The organism is Bradyrhizobium sp. PMVTL-01, from assembly GCF_051861855.1.
Lineage (GTDB): Bacteria > Pseudomonadota > Alphaproteobacteria > Rhizobiales > Xanthobacteraceae > Bradyrhizobium.
In genome coordinates this window covers 491,269-510,696 of the sequence record NZ_CP193982.1, presented here as the reverse complement: position 1 = coordinate 510,696, position 19,428 = coordinate 491,269, and the positions used below count along the sequence as shown (strand labels likewise).

Here is a 19,428-nt window from a genome sequence, read left to right as displayed (position 1 = left end):
TTTTGTGAGGGGAGCTGAACGACCAGACGCACCAAGCCATCGTCCGCCGCAAAGGTCAAACAGCGAGGCTTGCTACGACCGCGGACCTGCAATGTGAGACCAATCACATTTTCATCGCCATGAGCGCCCTAACATGAGCGCCCTAACATGAGTGCCCTGGGATCACTGCTGCAACATGGCCGCTTGCCATGCCCAACCAGGTCGGTTCGAACCGAACATGACAGCCCGTTCATCCCGCTACCGATGCCCCCCTGCGCTGCGCTCAATCGCCGCGATAATGCCGAATCTCCAAGAGGTTGACGCCCCCTCCCCCCGGTCTGATAATGCATGGGGCGTAAGTTAAGGTCGCCGCGGCGCAAGCTGGAACGGCGCCTTTTTGGCTGGACCGCGCTGATTATGAAAATTCGCTTTCTTTTCCTTCTCCCGTTGCTCGTTTCGCTCGTCCCGACTGCGCCAGCGCTGGCGGCCGGCGACCGCTATGCGCTGGTCATCGGCAACGCCAAATATCCGGATGCGGATGCTCCGCTGAAGGAACCGATCAACGATGCACGCGACATCGCCGACGAGCTCAAGCGCGACGGCTTCTCGGTCGAGATCGGCGAGAACCTGACCGGCGACGGCATGCGCCGCGCCTTCGACAGGCTCTATGGCAAGATCAAGCCGGGTTCGGTGGCGCTGGTGTTCTTCAGCGGCTTCGGCATCCAGTCGGCGCGCCAGAGCTACATGCTGCCGGTCGATGCGCAGATCTGGACCGAATCCGACGTGCGCCGCGACGGGTTCAGCCTCGAGACCGTGCTCGGCGAGCTCAACACGCGCGGTGCCGGCGTCAAGATCGCGCTGATCGATGCCTCCAGGCGCAACCCGTTCGAGCGCCGGTTCCGCAGCTTCTCGGCCGGCCTCACGCCCGTCATCGCGCCGAACGGCACGCTGGTGATGTATTCGGCGGCGCTGGCCTCGGTGGTCTCGGACGCCGGCGGCGACCACAGCCTGTTCGTGCAGGAACTGCTGAAGGAAATCCGCGTCCCCGACCTGATGGCCGAGGAGACGCTGAACCGCACCAAGATGGGCGTCACCCGCGCCTCGCGCGGCGAGCAGGTGCCGTGGATCTCCTCCTCACTGGCCGAGGATTTCTCCTTCATTCCGGGCGCCGCTGGGTCGCGCCCGACGACAGCAACGACGACGCCCCCGCCGCCTGCTCCGCCCGTCGTCGCCAACAACCCACCGCCGGCACCACCCGCGCCGCCGTCACCGCCAGCTCCGCCCGCGCCGACGAAGCCGGCCGACACGATTGCTGCGCCTGCCCCTCCGCCGGCGCCCGCACCGGCTCCGTCACCGAAGCCGCAGGTCGAGGCCGCCCTGCCTCCGCCGCCACCGCCGGTGAAACCGGTCGATCCCGCGCCGGCCCCGAACGCGGATGGCGGGCCGAACGCGGCCGTCCTGGCGGAAGATCCCACCATCAAGGGCCTGACGGCCAAGATCGCGGCCAATCCTGATGACGTGAACGCGCTGTACCGGCGCGGCCAGGTCTATGCCAGCAAGGGCGCCTACAGCCTCGCAATCAAGGATTTCGACGACACGCTCCGGATCAATTCGAAGGACGTCGAGGCGCTGAACAACCGCTGCTGGACCCGGACCGTGGTCGGCGACCTCCAGGGCGCGCTGAAGGATTGCAACGAGGCGCTGCGGCTGCGGCCGAACTTCGTCGATGCGCTGGACAGCCGCGGGCTCGTCAACCTGAAGTCGGGCGCGGTCAAGAACGCGATCGCCGATTTCGATGCGGCCCTCAGGATCAATCCGCGGCTGACCTCCTCGCTCTACGGCCGTGGCCTTGCCAAGCAGCGTAACGGCTCCACCCAGGAAGGCGCGCTCGACATTGCCAATGCCAAGGCGATGGATCCGAACATCGTTCAGGAATTCGCAAGCTACGGAGTACGCTAGTATTTTTTTGGGTTGAGGCGTCAGCCGCCTCGAACCCTTGGCGGCCCACGGAAGACTAACGGTCGGATGCCGCAGCGGCCTTTCCCGGGGGGCGTATTGCAGGAATTTTGGAACCGCGCGGGCACGCTGCGCAGGAGGGACTAGCAATGAGATTGGCTGCAAAGGGACTGACCGCGATCCTGTCCATCATGGCCATTGGCGCGACCCTGTCACTGCCGGCCGCGCCCGCATTCGCCGGCGATGACGGCATCAGCAAGAATGTCACCGAGGACGAGATCGTTCGCGCGCTGGCCCCGCCGGCGAAGAAGCCGCTGACCCGCGGTCTCTCGATGGCCCCGCAGGCCGATCCCGCGCCAAACGCGGCGGAGACCAAGCTGATCCAGTCCGTGCGCGGCCGCTCGACGCGCTCGCTGTCGTCGACCGAGCGCGAGGAGATCGCGTCGGTCGCCAAGGACAAGCCGAACATTGATCTCGAAATCACCTTCGACTACAACTCCGCCAATATCAGCGCCAAGTCGCTGCCCTCGGTGCAGGCGCTCGGCCGCGCGCTGACCAGTCCCGACCTGAAGGACTCGACCTTCGTGGTCGCCGGCCACACCGACGCCGCCGGCGGCGAGGCCTACAACCAGGACCTGTCGGAGCGCCGCGCGGATTCGATCAAGCGCTACCTGGTCGAGAAGTACAGCATCCCGGCGACCGACCTCGTCACCGTCGGCTACGGCAAGAGCAAGCTGAAGGACCCGAGCCAGCCCTTGGCCGAGGTCAACCGCCGCGTGCAGGTGGTCAACATGGAAAACAAGGCCACTGCGTCGAAGTAAGCACGACGCAATCCTTTGAATGACCCGCCGCGATGTGGTGTAACGTCTCGCGTCCAAAGCGCGTCCCGCAGCCTTGCGGGACGCCGCTTTATTGCAGGGAAATGCTCTTCATGGGCCTCGTGCGGACGGCCGTGAGCCAGGCCAGGATGATCCGGCGATGAACCTCTCCGAATATCTCAAGCCAGCCGGAACCGTGGCCTTCGTCGTGGCCCTTGGCGTCGGCTATTATCTGTTCGAGCATCGGCGCCGCCCCGAGGTGAAGGAGACGCCGAGCGCGGCGCTCGTCATCGTGACGAAGTCGACCAATGCCTGCTTCTCCGACCTCGTGCGGGTGACCGGCTTCTTCGTGCCGCGCCGCGAAGCAGTGGTGATCGCCGACCAGGAAGGCTCCAAGGTCACCGACCTCTTCGTCACCGAAGGTACTCTGGTCACCGACAACCAGGAACTGGCGCGCCTGACCGCGCCGCCGCAGATTCCGGGCCAGCCGCAGCGGCCCGGCCCGCAAGGCCCGATCCCGCTGAAGGCGCCTGCGCCGGGTCTCGTCACCGAGGTCCGCACCATCGTCGGCGCGCCCGCCTCCCCACAGGCCGGCCCGATGTTCCGCATCGCCGTCAACAACGAGATCGAGCTCGACGCTCAGGTTCCGGCGGTCCACATGCCCAAGCTCAGTCCCGGCGCGACCGTGCGCATCAGCCGCGACGACGCGCCCGATCTGATCGGGCGGGTACGGCTGGTCGCGCCCGAGATCGACCGCGCCACGCAGCTCGGCCGCGTCCGCATCAGCGTCACCAACAATCCCTCGCTGAAGGTCGGCGTGTTCGCGCGCGCCTCGATCGACGCCAAGCGAAGCTGCGGCGTCGCGGTCCCCAAGACCGCCATCGACCATCGCACCGTGCAGGTCGTCAAAGGCAACACGGTCGAGACGCGCAAGGTGCGGGTCGGACTGTCGTCCGACACCGCGACCGAAATCCTGGAAGGGCTCGAGGTCGGCGAAATCGTCGTGGCCGACGCCGGCTCTTCGCTCCATGACGGCGACCAGATCAAGACCATGTTCGCCGATGAACTCGATCGCACGCGGGTACGCTGATGGCTCTCAATATTTCGGCATGGTCGATCCGACATCCGCTGCCGTCGGTCGTCTTTTCGATCATCCTTCTGGTGCTCGGCTGGACCTCCTTCGTGAAGCTCGCGGTAACGCGGCTGCCCTCGGCCGACATCCCCGTGATCTCGGTCGCGGTGTCGCAGTTCGGCGCGGCGCCCGCCGAGCTCGAATCCCAGGTCACCAAGACCATCGAAGACGCGGTCTCCGGCGTCGAGGGCGTCAGGCACATCACATCGTCGATCACCGACGGCCTGTCGCTGACCACCATCCAGTTCGCGCTGGAGACCAACACCGATCGCGCGCTCAACGACGTCAAGGACGCGGTGACGCGCGTGCGCTCGAACCTGCCGCAGAACGTCACCGAGCCGCTGATCCAGCGCGTCGACGTGATCGGCCTGCCGATCGTCACCTATGCAGCGATCTCGCCCGGCAAGACGCCGGAGCAGCTCTCCTATTTCGTCGACGACGTGGTCAAGCGCGCGCTGCAGGGCGTGCGCGGCGTCGCCCAGGTCGAGCGCATCGGCGGTGTCGAGCGCGAAATCCTCGTCTCGCTCGATCCCGACCGCCTGCAGGCGATGGGACTGACCGCGGTCAATGTCAGCCAGAGCCTGCGCGGCACCAATGTCGACGTCGCCGGCGGCCGCGCCGAGATCGGCAAGAACGACCAGGCGATCCGCACCCTCGCCGGCGCCAAGACGCTGGGCGACCTCGCCGGCACCATGGTTCCGCTGTTCGGCGGCGGCGAGGTGCGGCTCGATGATCTCGGCACCGTCACCGACACCATCGCCGACCGCCGCACCTTCGCCCGCTTCAACGGCGAGCCGGTGGTCGCGCTCGGCATCAAGCGCTCCAAGGGCGCCAGCGACGTGAAGGTCGCCGCCGCCGTGCAGAAGCGCATCGACGCGCTCAAGGCGGCCTATCCCGACGTCGACCTCAAGCTGATCGACACCTCGGTCGACTACACCAACGGCAATTACGAAGCGGCGATCTCCACCCTGTTCGAGGGCGCCATCCTCGCCGTCGTCATCGTGCTGCTGTTCCTGCGCGACCTGCGCGCCACCATCATCGCCGCGATCTCGCTGCCGCTGTCGATCTTCCCGGCGTTCTGGGCGATGGACCTGCTCGGCTTCTCGCTCAACCTCGTCAGCTTCCTCGCCATCACGCTGTCGACGGGTATCCTCGTCGACGACGCCATCGTCGAGATCGAGAACATCGTCCGGCACATGAACATGGGCAAATCGCCCTATCGTGCCGCGCTGGAAGCGGCCGACGAGATCGGCCTCGCGGTGATCGCGATCTCGCTCACGATCATCGCGATCTTCGCGCCCGCGAGCTTCATGTCCGGCATCGCCGGGCAGTTCTTCAAGCAGTTCGGCATCACCGTCTCGGTGCAGGTGTTCTTCTCGCTGCTCGCCGCGCGCTTCGTCACGCCGGTGCTGGCCGCCTACTTCCTCAAGCATGGCCATCACGAGGAGCCGCCGCCCGGCCGCATCTTGCGGTCCTATCATGGGATCGTGGCCTGGTCGGTGAAGCACTATTTCATCACGGTGCTGATCGGCTTCGGCATCTTCGCCGCCTCGATCTGGAGCATCACGCTGCTGCCGCAGGGCTTCCTGCCCGCGCAGGACAGCGCGCGCTCGCTGCTGGCGCTCGAGCTGCCGCCGGGCACCCAGCTCGCCTATACCGAGAAGGTCACCGAGGACATCGTCGCCCGGCTGCGCAAGCGGCCCGAGGTGAAGAGCATCTTCGTCGACGGCGGCCGCGTTCCGCCCGGCACCCAGGAGGTCCGCCGCGCCGCCCTGATCATCAACTACACGCCCAAGGCCGACCGCGACATCACCCAGCGCGAGCTGGAATTCTCGATCAGCCAGGAGCTGGAGAACATTCCGGACATCCGCTTCTGGTTCCTCGACGAGAACGGCCTGCGCGCGATCTCGCTGGTCGTGACCGGCGTCGACGCCAACATCGTCAACAACGTCGCCAGCGAGCTCGCGACGCAGATGAAGCGGATTCCGACCATCTCGAACGTGATCTCGGAAACCACGCTGGAGCGGCCCGAGCTGCGCATCGAGCCGCGCGCCGATCTCGCCGCGCGCCTCGGCGTCTCCACCGAAAGCCTGTCGCAGACCATCCGCGTCGCCACCATCGGCGACGTCGGGCCCGCGCTCGCCAAGTTCGACGTCGGCGACCGTCTGGTGCCGATCCGGGTGCAGCTCGAGGACGCCGCGCGCGGCAATCTGAAGACGCTCGAGCAATTGCGCGTGCCGCTCGGCGAGCGCGGCGAGAAGGGCGGCGTGCCGCTCTCGGTGATCGCCGACGTCAAGCTCGACCAGGGTCCGACCAGCATCAACCGCTACGACCGCGAGCGCCAGGCAACGGTCGCAGCCGACCTCGTCGGCTCCGCCGCGCTCGGCGATGCCACCAAGAAGATCTACGACCTGCCGGTGATGAAGACCTTGCCGAAGAGCGTGAAGGTCTCTCCGTCAGGCGACGCCGAAAGCCTGAACGAATTGTCCGACGGCTTCGCCACCGCGATCACGGCGGGCCTGATGATGGTCTATGCCGTGCTGGTGCTGCTGTTCGGCACCTTCCTGCAGCCGATCACCATCCTGTTCTCCCTGCCGCTCTCGATCGGCGGCGCCATCGCCGCCCTGCTCATCACCGGCAAGCAGCTCACGACCCCGGTGTGGATCGGCATCCTGATGCTGATGGGCATCGTCACCAAAAACGCGATCATGCTGGTGGAGTTCGCGATCGAAGCGATCCGCGACGGCAAGCCGCGCGAGGAGGCCATGATCGACGCCGGCATGAAGCGCGCCCGCCCGATCGTGATGACCACGATCGCGATGGCCGCAGGCATGATGCCGAGCGCGCTCGCGGTCGGCGCCGGCGGCGAGTTCCGCTCGCCGATGGCGCTCGCGGTGATCGGAGGCCTGCTCTTCTCGACGGTCCTGTCGCTGGTGTTCGTGCCCGCGATGTTCATGGTGATGGACGATCTCGGCGCCCTGATCTGGCGTTTTGGCAAGCGGCTGATCGTGCACAGTGAGGATGTGGCGACCACGGAGCATCATGGGGCTGCGCCTGCGGAGGCGCGGCCGGGGCCGAAGAACATCGTGCACCCGGCGGCGGAGTAGGCTCTGCGATGGGCGGCGCCCCGTGCCCGCGATCTGAGTTACTGACGTTGCATTACGCAACTCAGCCACCTTACTCGTTCCGCGCGATCGCGGTCAGCTTCGTCATGTTCCGCAGCAATATCCGGCCGCGCTGGAGATCGAGGATGGCTTCCTTGCGCCAGGCCTGGAGCTGGCGGTTGACGCTCTCGCGGGCGGCGCCGACGAAGACGCCGAGCTGCTCCTGAGAGATGTGCACCTCCGAGCCGAAATCGGCGGCGAGCGCGCAGAGCCGCCGCGCCAGGCGCACCGGCAGCGGCTGCAGCATGGACTCTTCCATGCGCTCGCTCTGCCAGCGGATGCGCTGGCACAAGAGCGCGATGATCTTGATCGCGACCTTCGGCTCGCGCTCTAGGAAGCCGAGAAAGTCTTCGCGTCGCAGCACGAACAATTCGCTGGCTTCGCCTGCGGTCGCGTCCGCCGTACGGTCCTGCCCGTCCAGCACCGCGACCTCGCCGAACAGATCGCCGGGCCCCATGAAATTGAGCGTCAGCCGGCTGCCATCGGAGGCGCCGGTCTCGATGCGGACCTGGCCGCGGCGCACGCCGAACAGCGCATCCCCGGGATCGCCCTTCTGGAACAGCACCTCGCCATTCGCCAGATGCTGGGTGTGGCAGAGATTGGACAGCCGCTGGAGCTCGTCCGCGCCGAGATCGGCGAACATCGGGTTCATCTTCAGGATGACCGCAAATTCGGCCTGTTTGCTCATTTCAACGTCCTCGTGAATTTGCTTGTCATTTTCGCCGGCAAATCGCTTGGAACCATCGGCATCAGTTTTGCGTGAAACCGCGCCGGAGAAGTGTGTCATAAGTCACATAACTTTGCAGCACCCCCTGACAATTTTTGACCGCTTGGAGCGGCTTCCCGTCCGGGGATAAACTCACGTGCAAGGGACGGGTGAGCGGCCGGGTTCGGCGCCGTTCGTCCGTCGTTGGAAAGTCGACATGAGAGCAGTGAAATTCGCCGGCGCCGCGGTCGCCGCCATCATCATCGTGATCGCGCTTCTGCTCGTGGTCGGAATCCCCTCGGGCTTCCTGACCTCGACGATTGCCGCCCGCGTCGAGAACGCGACCGGCTATCGCCTCTCGATCGATGGCGCCACGAAAATCAGCCTGTGGCCGACGCTGAACGTCACGCTGAACGACCTCACGCTCCAGGACCCAAAGGATCGCAGCGGCATCACGCGTCTCACCGTCGACAGCGTGCAGGCCGACATGTCGCTCTCCAGCGTGTGGTCGGGCACCCCTGGGATCAGCGAGCTCGTCGTGACCCATCCCGTGCTCTACCAGCCGCTGCTGCGCGAGCGCCTGCCGAACGCCGGGGCCGCGACGAAGCCGATCGCGCTCGACACCGCCGGTGCGACCATCGACCGCGTCAAGATCATCGACGGCGAGGTCGCGTTTGCGCGCGTGCGCGAACGCGTCGAGAGCCGCATCAGCACCATCAACGCCAACGCCGTCGTCCGGCGCGACCGCAAGGTTGACATCACCGGCACCGCGCGCGTCGGCGATCACCCGACCAAGTTCGATATCAAGGCGGCGACGCCGACGCAGCCTGCCGAGCGGCCGACCGTTCCGGTGGATTTCGCCATCGACATGCCGGACGTGCTGAAGTCCCAGCTCGCCGGCCATGCCGAGATGCGGCTCAATGGCGATGTCGTGATGATCAACGGCGTGAGCGGCAGGCTCGGCGACGGCGCCTTCAACGGCTGGGCTTCGGTCGACATCGCGAGCAAGCCACTGGTCAAGGTCGATCTCGATTTCCAGCGCCTCGCGATCCCGCTGGCGAAAACGCCTGACGGCGGGTCGGGACAGCCATGGAGCAGTGCGCCGATCGACGTGTCCGGGCTCAATTACGTCGATGCCCAAATCAGGATCTCGGCGAACGAGGCCGTGATCGGCGATGCGCGCATCGCGCCGCTGGCGCTTGACGCAAAGCTCGCCGGCGGCGTGCTGAAGGCCGGCACCGCCAATCTCGGCGCCTATGGCGGCCAGGTCTCGGGCGAGGTGATCCTGGATGCGACCACCGGCGCGCCGAGCTTTGCCATGCATTCCGACATCATCGGCGTGCGCGCGCTGCCGCTGCTGCAGGGGCTCGCCGAATTCGACCGGATCGACGGCAAGCTGCAGGCCAAGCTCGCCCTGCGCAGCGCCGGCACCAGCCAGCGCGCGCTGATGGCGAACATGCAGGGCACGGCCTTCGTCAATTTCGAGGACGGCGCCATCCGCGGCATCAATGTCGCGCAGATGATCCGCTCCCTGACGACGGGCACGTTGTCCGGCTGGCAGGATAACCAGAACGGCGGCCAGGAGCAGAGCACGGATCTGTCGCAGCTCTCGGCCTCCTTCCGCATCGACAAGGGCCAGGCGGTGACGACCGATCTCAATCTGATCGGGCCGCTGGTGCGCGTCACCGGCGCCGGCACCATTGCGCTCGACACCAAGATGATGGGCTTCCGCGTCGAGCCCAAGCTGGTGATGACGACCGAAGGCCAGGGCCGCACCTCCGACCCGGTCGGCTTCGGCATCCCCGTGATGATCCAGGGCAGCTGGTCGCAGCCGAAGATCTACCCCGACATGGCCGGCATGCTCGACAATCCGGACGCCGCCTATGCCAAGCTGCGCGAGATGGGCAAGGGCCTGTTCGGGCCAGACGGCGCCGGGCTCGGCAATATATTGGGAAGCCTGGGTCTCGGCAGCGCCACCGCGCCGGGCGACAATGCAACCGGCAATGCGAATCCGCAGGTCCAGCAACCGAAACAGAATAACCTGCTCGGCGGTCCTCTCGGCGAGGCGATCGGCAATCTGATCCAGAAGGGGCTCTCCAGTGGAGCAGGAACAGGCACTGGCACCGCAACGGGCACCGGCCGTAGCCGCGGCCTGCCGGCAACACCGCCCGAACCGGCGCCGCAGGCTTCGCCCGCGCCCCCCGCCCAAGCGGACCCGCCGGTGGCGCAGCAGGACAGCCAGCCGATGAACGACGTGCTGCGGCAGCTCTTCAATCGATGATGTTACGCCGAGCCCCCTACATCGGCTTCCCGTTTTGCTGGTTCCTCGGAACGGATGAGGCTGCGACAATTCACCACCCTTCGGCCCATCCCGGCCCCACAACGGGTAACCACGCCGGCGGTCCACCCGTCCGCCGGCCCAAATTGTGGTAGAAGGGGCATCGGGCTGCGCGGCCCGTAGCGCCAGCGGCGACGGCGCGAGAGGATCCGGATGGCTGGGGCGAACGACAAGACAAGGTTTCTGCGCGAGGGCCTGTTCGCCAAATACGTCGTCTCCCTCGTCGGCCTCGTCGTGTTCGTGCTGGCCGTCAACGGCGCGATGGAGACCTGGATCTCCTATCGGGCCACCAAGACGCAGCTGACGGGCGGGCTTGAGGACAAGGCGCAGGCCGCGGCCCGGCGGATCGAACAGTCGATCTCCGAGCTCGAGCGCCAGATCAGCTGGGTGACGCGGGCGAGCCAGGACACGCTCGAGAAGCGCCGCGCCGATTACGCCCAGCTGCTGCACCAGGTCTCGGTCGTCAACCAGCTATTCCAGCTCAATGGCGACGGCCGCGAGGTGCTGCGCGTCTCGCGGCAGTCGACCACGACCGGCGGCAATGCCGATCTGTCCCGCGACATGCGCTTCACCGACACCGTCGCGCGCGGCGTCAGCTACGCGCCGGCCTGGTTCTCCGACCGGACGCCGTTCATGTCGATCTCGGTGGCGCATTCGGGCTTCAACGCCGGCGTCACGGTCGCCGAGATCGACCTCAGCTTTCTCTCCGACTTCCTGTCCGACGCCCAGGTCGGCAAAGCCGCCTTCGCCTATGTGATCGATCCGCGCGGCCGCGTGCTGGCGACGTCCGCCAAGGGCCCCGATGTCGGCAAGGATTTGTCGAAGCTGCCGCAGGTGGCGGCCGCGATTTCGCCGGGCCGCGCGTCCGAGATGTCGGGCACCGACTTCAACGGGCATGCGGTGCTGACAGCTGGGAGCACCGTGCCGAAACTCGGCTGGAGCGTGATGTTCGAGCAGCCGACCACGCAGGCATTGACGCCGATCCGCGACCAGCTGGTGCGCGTCGCGCTTCTGATCGGCATGGGCCTGATGGTCGCGATCCTTGCCGGCACGCTGCTCGCCCGCCGCATGATCATCCCGATCACCGCATTGCGGGACGGCGCGCACAAGCTCGGCGAAGGCGACTTCAGCCACCGCATCGACGTGCACACCTCCGACGAGCTGGAAGACCTCGCGGGTCAGTTCAACCGCATGGCCACGCAACTCCAGGAAATCTATTCGAGCCTCGAGACCAAGGTCGAGGAGCGCACCCGCGATCTAGCGCAGTCGATCAACGAGCTCAAGGTGCTGGAAGAGGTCGGCCGCGCGCTCTCGTCCTCGCTGGATCTCAACGCCGTGCTGCCCACGATCGCGACCCGCGCGATCGAGATCACCCATGCCGATGCGGTGCTGATCTACGGCTATGACGCCGAGACGCGACGCTTCAACCTGGTCGAGGCAGGCGGCATCGACAGATCGGCCGAGGGCGCCCATGTCTCGATCGATCAAGGCGACAACATCCTGAGCGAGGCCGCCAATAGCGGCGAGCCGATCGCGATCGCCCATCTCGATCATGCGGCCGAGCAGCCGCTGCGCGACGCCGCGATCGCGGCCGGCTTCCACTCGGTGCTGGTGGTGCCGCTGGTCGACCAGCAGGGCACGCTCGGCTCGCTGGTGGTGCTGCGACGCCCCAGTGGCGAGTTCGCCGGCAGCCTCATCGGATTGATGCGCACCTTCGCCAACCAGGCGGTGCTGGCGATGCGCAATGCGCGGCTGTTCACCGAGGTCGATCACAAGAGCCACGCGCTGGAGGCGGCGCACGAGACCGTGCGCGCCCAGGCCGACAAGCTCAAGCAGCAGACCGAGCAGCTCAAGGACTGGAACAAGTCGCTGGAGGAGCGCGTCAAGACCCAGCTCGGCGAGATCGAGCGCATCCGCAAGCTCGAACGTTTCCTGGCGCCGCAGGTGGCGCAGCTGATCGCCTCCTCCGACAGTTCCGAGGGGCTGCTCACCAGCCAGCGCCGCGAGGTCACGGTCGTGTTCTGCGACCTGCGCGGCTTCACCGCCTTCACGGAAGCGACCGAGCCGGAAGAGGCGATGAACGTGCTGCGCGAATATCACGCCGCGCTCGGCAAGCTGATCTTCAAATACGAAGGCACGCTCGACAAATATGCCGGCGACGGCGTGATGATCCTGTTCAACGCGCCGATCCAGTTCGAAGACCACACCCAGCGCGCGGTGAAGATGGCGGTGGAGATGCGCGACACCATCGGCCCGCTGACCGAGCGCTGGCGCAACCGCGGGCATAGCCTGGGCTTCGGCATCGGCATCGCGCTTGGCTATGCGACGCTCGGCCAGGTCGGCTTCGAGCAGCGGCTGGAATATGCCGCGATCGGCAGCGTCACCAACCTCGCCTCCCGCCTCTGCAGCGAAGCCAAGCCCAACCAGATCGTGGTCAGCCGCCGCGTCTACGGCATGGTCGAGCCCTGGGTCGAGGCCCGCGCGCTCGACGATCTCCAGCTCAAGGGCTTCAATCACCCGGTGCTGGCGATGGAGATTTTGTCCTGGCGCGAGGAAGTCCAGAACGTGGTGGATGCTGCCGCGGCGGCGCGCCGGCGGGGATAGCCGAAACAAAAGCGCGAAAACAACCCCATGCAAAGTAGACGGGTGCTGTGGAATCAATGGCTTGCGCGGGCGCTGGCGTGATTTGACCCGTCGGGCAAAACACCGGCGGGTATCGTCTTCCACCTCCCCACGAACCACATCTCTCCGCGAAGAGATGCGCGGCGCGCCGGGCCGCGATAATTTCCGCCTGCACGACTGGAAAGGACCACGCCCGCAACCATCTCGGCGGCACCATGCGGCCGTGCCAGACGGCGCCGGAGATGAGCCGGTAGCGGCAACGCGCAGCTCGACTTCAACGACATGAAGTTCGACTGGGCGTGCGGGTGATCACGCCCCCCGCTTCGGCCCGATCGCCTCGAAGCGCGCCTTCTGCTCGTCGCTCAGATCGGCCTCGAAATCGTCGACCGCATCAGCGACGCCGTTCACGGCCTGCAGCATCGTCGCCAGCCGCGCCTTCACGGCCGCGAGGCGGGCCAGCGGTGTCGCGGCGACCTCTGCCGGGCAGGCGCTCAGTGTTTCCATGGTTCGCAGCGTGGTGTCCTGAAGCACCTCAAAGCGGGCGCGGGCGATCTCGTCGAGGCGGAGCGTGGACGCAATCTCGTCCGCGGGCCATTGCTGCTGCACGAGCTGCTCATACTGGCGCTGCGCCTTTTCATCGTAGCGGGGATCGTAGTCCGGCTGGCAAGCGGCCGCAGCCTGCGCGTCCTTGGGCTGGCGAGACGCCATCGCAGCGCGACGATCATTGGCGAGGGCGTTGAGCCTGGCTTTCTGGTCGTCGCTGAGGAGAGCTGCAAACTTCGCGAGCGGCGCTTCGATCGCATCCGTCGCCTTGATCATGGCCGCGATGCGCTCGCGCATCAGGCCGAGACGCTCCGACGCGGTCGCGGGCGCCTGCGCCGGACAGGCCGTGCGGATGGTGTCGCGCGCTGCATTCCAGGCGGCGGCGAGCTCGTCGAGCGCGACGCGCTGCAGCTCGTTGGGGGCCACAGTCGCAGCGATGCGATCGACGGGCAGGCCACCGGTGTCGCTGGCGTCGCAAATGCTCTCGAGCGAGGGGACCTTGCGTGCGCGCCTGCCTTGCGGCGCGGTGTAGGCGGCGAGCTCGGTGGCGGCATAGGGCGAGAAGAGCGCGGCATAGATGTCGCCATAGCCATAAAGCGAGAGGCTGGTGCTGTCGCCGAAGATGACTGCATTGGCGAGATCGTCATATGCGAACGGCCAGAACACCGGGCCGGCCCAGCCATAACTGCCGTCGGGGTGACGCCACCAGCCCTGCGGGCTGCGGCCACCGCGCCAGCCCGACAGCGCAGCTTGCGCCGTGAGTGCCGCACGCAGGATGTAGGGATTGGCGGGCTGGCCCCGCTCGGCGCCGCGCGGATCCTGCGAGCGCAACGCGGCAGAGCGGTAGCGGCCGCCCCGCACCGCCATGCGGGCATGGCGCAGGCGCGACAGACCGATCACGTGGCCAACGGCGAAGCGCGCGACGCCGAGCGGACCGCCGCGCAATCCGAACTGGGCCTGCGCCGTATTCGGCAGCAGCACTGCCGCAATCAGGAGGGTCGCGCCGGCGAGCGCCAGTCCCATGCGTCCCGACATGATCGCCGATCTGAGTGCCGACCTGGCCACGTCCTGGCCCTCCCTCCCGCACGAAGCACAATGCGCCTCATCCACAATGACGCGCGAGGGAACCAAATGTTCCGGAGTGGACAGGCGAAGCGTCGCCGGGAGCCGCGCTAACCCCGCCCGCTTGCGGCGAGAGGGAGAGGAGAGACCACGCTTACTGCGGCTTCTGCGGCAACACGAAGGTCTGGCCTGGGTAGATCAGGTTCGGATTGTGGATCTTGTCGCGGTTGGCCTTGAAGATCACTGCATAGCGGGCACCGTCGCCATAAGCGAGCCGGCTGAGCGCCCAAAGGCTGTCGCCGCGGGAGATCACCCGGGTGCCGCCCGCTTCAGTCGGTACGGCGCTGAGGGCGTCGGCCGGCGAGGCCGATGCGACCGTAGGCGCCCGCGCCATGGCGCTTGGCTTTGCCGCACCCATCATCCTGGGCCGAACCGCGGGAGACGTTGACGCCAGGTGCGGTGCGGCCGACGGCAGCGACGCCACCACGTCCGATTTGTCGTCCACCTTGTCGGCCTGCTTCGCAACCGGCGCGGGGCGCGCGGGCGGCGGCGCGATTTCCGCGATCGTCACCGGCATGGTCCGGCTGGACTGCGTGACGGTGCCATCGGGCGCCCTGGCGCGCAGCGCCAGCTCGTAGCTGCCGGCGGGAAGCTGCGGCGGCGTCATGACGAACTGGCCCGACGCATCGGCCATGACCGAATGAAGCGGCTGGCCGTCGCGCAGCAGCTCGACCTTGGACCCCGGCGCGGCCTGGCCCGCGATCACCGCCGCTTCGCCATGATCGTCGACGCGGGCGACGTCGAAGCGGGGTCCGGCGTCGGTCGCGGCCGTTGACGGCTTGACCGGCGCGAGATCGGCGAGCGCGGCCGTGACCTGCTTCTGGGTTTCGGCCACGGGCTTCGACGGAGACGGCGCGGACTCTGCGGCGAGCTTCGGTTCTTCGGGTTTGGCCTCGAGCTTGGCCTCAGGCTTTGCGGCCACCATGGCCTTGGCCTCGGGCTTCGCGGCGACAGCGCTCTCGGTGCCCGCTCCGCCCGGCAACAGCCGGCGCAGTTCGCCCGGACCGATCACAAGGACGGTGCCGACCAATGCGAGCAGGCAGAACGCAATGAGGGCCTTGGTTGCGGTCAACATCGGAGGTCGAATCCTTGCTGGCAAATCAGCCAATGACGGCAAATTGCGCCGATTTGGCTCCGGCAGCAAGTCGCTCAAAGGGATGATCGGCCAACGCTCCGGGCGCGGTGCGGATGAACCGGCACGGCCCTTTCCGCGTCCAATCAGCGAGGCCGCTCTGCGGCTATGTTTCGAGGGCTTTCCCGTGACCGCATTGTTTCGCCCCGCGCCATGGCTGGCGCTCGCCCTGATGCTCGCCGCCTCCCCCGCACTCGCGGCCTCCGGCCCGCCGCCGGGGTTCGTTCTCACGGACAATGCCGACCTCGCCTTCACCTCGCCCGACGGCGCCACCAGGCTCGAGCAGTACATGAAGGACAGTGAAGACCTTTTCGGCGTCAAATGGCAGGCCTGGGCGCGGCGCGGCGATCAGATGACGGAGTTGAAGCCCGAGCAGGGCTTTGGCGCCGGCTTCCGCTTCACCAGTGACTCGCAATGGCTCGTACGCATGCAGAAGACCGGTTCGGGCTCGCAGGATCTTTTTCTCTACCACTTCGAGAACGGCGCCTTCGTGAACGCGACGAAGAGATCGCTCAGCGATCTCGCCTGGGCCTACTTTCACAGCCGGCCCGATACGAAGAACATGAAGCTCGACTATCACATCTCGGCCAATTTAATGAAGGGCACCGAAGATGCCTATCGCTGGCTCGGCGTCGACGGGCCCAACAACCGCTACCTCCTGATCTCGCTGTCGGGCGAGATGGACAAGCATCCGAAGAATGTCGCGGTGAAGGGATTGGCGGATTGGAAATGCCGTTATGACCTCAAGACCGGCAAGTTCGACGTCCCGGCGATGTTCGCCAAGGGCAATGCGGAAGCGCTGAACTGGGAGATCAAGCGGTAGAGCCGGCTTCGTCGGTAAACCGACTGTCCGCCATAGCTCGAAGAGCAAGCGCGGAAGCGTGCCCACCTCTTCAGCTTCTGCGGAAGGTGGGCACGTCGCGCGAAGAGCGCGCGCCCTTGCCCATCTACGGTCTCCACGGTCCCGGTATTCCGTGCGATGGAACCAACCCACTGATTCTATTCCAATTCATATTTCTCTAACCCTCAATGGTAACGCGGTCTTGTCGGTTTTGCTGCATCTTGCATCCCACGGGAGGGCTGGATGGGCACATCGATCCGATGGACCGCGCGGACGCGTGCGCTGCTGCGCCGCTGGCGCAGAGCGCCGTTGACATGGCTGATCGCCGGCGGCTTCGTGCTGATGGCCGCGACCGCCATTGGCACCGCGCTCACCGTCGACCGGTTTAGGCAGAACGCAATCGAGAGCGGCCGCGACGGCCTGGAAAGCGCGGTGCGGCTGCTCGCCCGTCACTTCGATCGAGAATTCGCGGATTTCGCGGTGCTGCAGAAAAGCATCATCGCGGAGCTCGAAAGCCACGGCATCGAGTCCGCCGGAATCTTCCGCAGCGAGATGGGCACGCTCGCCATGCACGAGGTGCTGCGCGCCAAGGCCAGCGGCTGGTCCGACGTCGCCGGCGCGAATTTGTTCGACGCCAACGGGCGGCTGATCAATTCGTCGCGGCAATGGCCGGTCGCCGACATTTCGGTTGCCGACCGCAGCTATTTCAATCGGCTCAAGAATGATCCCACCTTGCAGGAAGAGGTGGAAGTCGTGCCCGGACGGTTCGGCAGCGGACCGGCCATCGTATTCGCGCGGCGCGTCTCCGGCCCGCACGGCGAATTCCTCGGCATCGTCTCGCGCGCGATCACCCCCGAACAGCTCGAATCCTTCTTTGCCTCGACCGGGCTAGGCGAGGACTCCTCGATCGCGATGCATCACCAGAACGGCCAGCTCCTCGCACGCATTCCGCATGTCGAGGCGATGATCGGCCAGAATTTCCGGACCGGCGCGCCGGAGCAGATGGCGGTGTTCGAGCGCACCTTCGTCACGACGCAGCTCGCGAGCCCGATCGACGGCAAGGACCGCATCGTCGCCTCGCGCCTGCTGACCGGCGAGCCGCTGGTCGTGGTGGCGACGAGGTCGCTGGACGCGACACTCGCCACCTGGCGCACGCAGACGAAATTCTTCGTCACGGTTGGCGTGACGTCGATCGGCCTGCTCGTGCTGACGCTGTTCCTGATCTTCCGCCAGGTGACGCACAGGCTTTCGCTCGAGAAGCAGCGGCTCGACACCGCGATGAACACGATGACGCAGGGCCTCCTGATGTTCGACCAGGACGAGCGGCTGATCGTCTGCAACCGGCGCTACGTCGAGATGTATGGCCTGTCCCCCGGCGTGGTGAAGCCAGGCGCCTATTTCCGCGACGTGATCCAGCACCGCCACAACACCGGCTCATTCCACGGCGACGTCGACGCCTATTGTGACGACGTACTGGACAATGTCGGCCGTACCCAGAGCGCGATCGTCGAGACCACTGACGGCCGCCTGATCGAGATCAAGAACCAGCCCAGCGCCGCCGGCGGCTGGCTCGCCACACACGACGACGTCACCGAGCGCATCCGCGCCGCCGAACGCATCGCGCATTTGGCGCATTACGACGCGCTGACCGACCTGCCCAACCGCGTGCTGATGCGCGGCCATCTGGAGCGCCGCGTCGCGGAGCTTTCCCAGGGCAGGCCGTTCGCGATCCTCTATATCGACGTCGACGAATTCAAGGGCGTCAACGACTCGCTGGGACACGAGGTCGGCGACGAGCTGCTGCGCCAGGTCGCAAACCGCCTGCGCGCGTGCGTCAGCGGCAACGACCTCGTCGCGCGGCTAGGGGGCGACGAATTCGCCATCGTCAAGGCCGGCACCAGCGATCAGGACGAGCTGACGGCGCTGGCGGACACGATCCTGTCGTCGTTGCGTACGCCCGTGAGCTGCAAGGGCCAGGAAGTTTTGACCGACGCGAGCATCGGCATCGCGATCGCGCCGGAGCACGGCGACAATCTCGACGATCTGCTCAAGCGCGCCGATCTCGCGATGTACGCGGCGAAATCGGAAGGCCGCGGTACCTGCCGCATCTTCGTGCCCGAATACGACGCCAGGGCGCGGCGGCGGCGCCAGCTCGAGCTCGATCTGCGCCAGGCGCTCGCGCGCGGCGAGTTCGAGGTGCACTACCAGCCGCTGGTCGATCTCACCGCCAATGTCGTGACCGGCTGCGAGGCCCTTTTGCGCTGGCGCCATGCCGAGCGCGGCATGGTCTCGCCCGCCGATTTCATTCCGGTCGCGGAAGACACCGGACTGATCGGCGAGATCGGCGAATGGGTCCTGAGACAGGCCTGCCTTGAGGCTGCGAGCTGGCCGGGCAATATCCACGTCGCCGTCAACGTTTCGCCGGTGCAGTTCCGGTCGCGGTCACTGGCCTTGAAAGTGGCAGCCGCGCTCGCCGAGTCGGGCCTCGCGCCCGGACGGCTCGAGCTGGAGATCACCGAGACCGTGCTGATCCGTGACGACGAGGAGGCGTTGACGATCCTGCAGCAGCTGCGCGAGCTCGGCGTGCGCATCGCGCTCGACGATTTCGGCACCGGCTATTCGTCGCTGAGCTATCTGCACCGCTTCCCTTTCGACAAGATCAAGATCGACCGCAGCTTCATCAGCGACATCGGCGAGCCCGAGGATTCCTCGCCGATCGTGCAGGCCGTGGTGCACATGGCCGCAGCCCGCCGCATGGCGACGACCGCCGAAGGCGTCGAGACCGAGGCGCAGCGCGAAGTGCTGCGGCAGCTCGGATGCAGCCAGATGCAGGGCTGGCTGTTCAGCCCGGCCGTGCCGGCGGCGAAGCTGAAGCAGCTTCTCTCGGCGGAGGCGGCGGCGGCCTAGATCAGCAGGGTTGTTCGGGCAAGGCAAGGTTTCGAGAAATCCTGTAGCGCCCGAGACGATCGGCCAGCCCCAGCCGCGACATAGCACCGAGCAGCATGTGGCCTGGGAATGCCGACCCTGGCAAAGGGGACATCCCCAGACTCAAAGTTAGCCGCGCAGGTTCAGACC

The 19,428-nt window shown here is 66.6% G+C and carries 11 protein-coding genes; 8 read left to right on the top strand and 3 right to left on the bottom strand.

From position 1 onward, the window contains the following. Positions 1 to 396 precede the first annotated feature (396 nt). The 4 genes from ACRQ5Q_RS02375 (at position 397) to ACRQ5Q_RS02360 (ending at position 6,992) form a co-directional block, all read left to right on the top strand. A complete protein-coding gene (locus tag ACRQ5Q_RS02375) occupies positions 397 to 1,938 on the top strand; it encodes a caspase family protein (protein WP_439372505.1) in 1,542 nt (513 codons plus the stop codon). Positions 1,939 to 2,084: 146 nt separating this feature from the next. Continuing rightward, the gene (locus ACRQ5Q_RS02370) at positions 2,085 to 2,756 is read left to right on the top strand and encodes an OmpA family protein (RefSeq protein ID WP_439372504.1); all 672 of its coding nucleotides are present in this window, start codon (positions 2,085 to 2,087) and stop codon (positions 2,754 to 2,756) included. Positions 2,757 to 2,913: 157 nt separating this feature from the next. After that, complete coding sequence (locus ACRQ5Q_RS02365; RefSeq protein WP_439395848.1) at positions 2,914 to 3,843, top strand: efflux RND transporter periplasmic adaptor subunit; 930 nt, start codon at positions 2,914 to 2,916, stop codon at positions 3,841 to 3,843. Continuing rightward, entirely contained in the window at positions 3,843 to 6,992 is a 3,150-nt protein-coding gene (locus tag ACRQ5Q_RS02360) for an efflux RND transporter permease subunit (RefSeq protein WP_439395846.1), read from the top strand. Before ACRQ5Q_RS02365 ends, ACRQ5Q_RS02360 begins: the two co-directional genes overlap by 1 nt. 70 nt (positions 6,993 to 7,062) lie before the next feature. On the opposite strand, the gene ACRQ5Q_RS02355 is transcribed toward ACRQ5Q_RS02360, so the two are convergent. Next, complete coding sequence (locus ACRQ5Q_RS02355; protein ID WP_439372501.1) at positions 7,063 to 7,737, bottom strand: Crp/Fnr family transcriptional regulator; 675 nt, start codon at positions 7,735 to 7,737, stop codon at positions 7,063 to 7,065. A 235-nt stretch (positions 7,738 to 7,972) separates the two neighbouring features. Here ACRQ5Q_RS02355 and ACRQ5Q_RS02350 point away from each other — a divergent pair, with 235 nt between their 5' ends. Together ACRQ5Q_RS02350 and ACRQ5Q_RS02345 are read left to right on the top strand one after the other, a co-directional pair. Next, on the top strand, positions 7,973 to 10,036 hold the full coding sequence (locus tag ACRQ5Q_RS02350; RefSeq protein ID WP_439395844.1) for an AsmA family protein: 2,064 nt from the start codon (positions 7,973 to 7,975) through the stop codon (positions 10,034 to 10,036). Between the two features lie 210 nt (positions 10,037 to 10,246). Further along, a complete protein-coding gene (locus tag ACRQ5Q_RS02345; protein WP_439395842.1) occupies positions 10,247 to 12,697 on the top strand; it encodes an adenylate/guanylate cyclase domain-containing protein in 2,451 nt (816 codons plus the stop codon). Between the two features lie 327 nt (positions 12,698 to 13,024). On the opposite strand, the gene ACRQ5Q_RS02340 is transcribed toward ACRQ5Q_RS02345, so the two are convergent. Further along, positions 13,025 to 14,293: a Spy/CpxP family protein refolding chaperone gene (locus ACRQ5Q_RS02340; protein ID WP_439399963.1), complete on the bottom strand. Its 1,269-nt coding sequence runs from the start codon at positions 14,291 to 14,293 to the stop codon at positions 13,025 to 13,027. 181 nt (positions 14,294 to 14,474) lie between these two features. Further along, the gene (locus ACRQ5Q_RS02335) at positions 14,475 to 15,455 is read right to left on the bottom strand and encodes a LysM peptidoglycan-binding domain-containing protein (RefSeq protein ID WP_439395840.1); all 981 of its coding nucleotides are present in this window, start codon (positions 15,453 to 15,455) and stop codon (positions 14,475 to 14,477) included. A gap of 184 nt (positions 15,456 to 15,639) precedes the next feature. Here ACRQ5Q_RS02335 and ACRQ5Q_RS02330 point away from each other — a divergent pair, with 184 nt between their 5' ends. Further along, positions 15,640 to 16,335: a hypothetical protein gene (locus ACRQ5Q_RS02330; RefSeq protein WP_439395838.1), complete on the top strand. Its 696-nt coding sequence runs from the start codon at positions 15,640 to 15,642 to the stop codon at positions 16,333 to 16,335. Positions 16,336 to 16,596: 261 nt separating this feature from the next. Beyond that, positions 16,597 to 19,260, top strand: a complete 2,664-nt coding sequence (locus ACRQ5Q_RS02325; RefSeq protein WP_439395836.1) for a bifunctional diguanylate cyclase/phosphodiesterase — start codon at positions 16,597 to 16,599, stop codon at positions 19,258 to 19,260. Positions 19,261 to 19,428: the final 168 nt, after the last annotated feature.

Excerpts from the sequence above, each read along its gene's own strand:
- ACRQ5Q_RS02370 (WP_439372504.1), top strand. The coding sequence starts at position 2,085 with ATGAGATTGGCTGCAAAGGGACTGACCGCGATCCTGTCCATCATGGCC.
- ACRQ5Q_RS02355 (WP_439372501.1), bottom strand. The coding sequence starts at position 7,737 with ATGAGCAAACAGGCCGAATTTGCGGTCATCCTGAAGATGAACCCGATG.
- ACRQ5Q_RS02325 (WP_439395836.1), top strand. The coding sequence starts at position 16,597 with ATGGGCACATCGATCCGATGGACCGCGCGGACGCGTGCGCTGCTGCGC.
- ACRQ5Q_RS02360 (WP_439395846.1), top strand. The coding sequence starts at position 3,843 with ATGGCTCTCAATATTTCGGCATGGTCGATCCGACATCCGCTGCCGTCG.
- ACRQ5Q_RS02375 (WP_439372505.1), top strand. The coding sequence starts at position 397 with ATGAAAATTCGCTTTCTTTTCCTTCTCCCGTTGCTCGTTTCGCTCGTC.
- ACRQ5Q_RS02345 (WP_439395842.1), top strand. The coding sequence starts at position 10,247 with ATGGCTGGGGCGAACGACAAGACAAGGTTTCTGCGCGAGGGCCTGTTC.
- ACRQ5Q_RS02365 (WP_439395848.1), top strand. The coding sequence starts at position 2,914 with ATGAACCTCTCCGAATATCTCAAGCCAGCCGGAACCGTGGCCTTCGTC.
- ACRQ5Q_RS02340 (WP_439399963.1), bottom strand. The coding sequence starts at position 14,293 with ATGTCGGGACGCATGGGACTGGCGCTCGCCGGCGCGACCCTCCTGATT.
- ACRQ5Q_RS02335 (WP_439395840.1), bottom strand. The coding sequence starts at position 15,455 with ATGTTGACCGCAACCAAGGCCCTCATTGCGTTCTGCCTGCTCGCATTG.
- ACRQ5Q_RS02350 (WP_439395844.1), top strand. The coding sequence starts at position 7,973 with ATGAGAGCAGTGAAATTCGCCGGCGCCGCGGTCGCCGCCATCATCATC.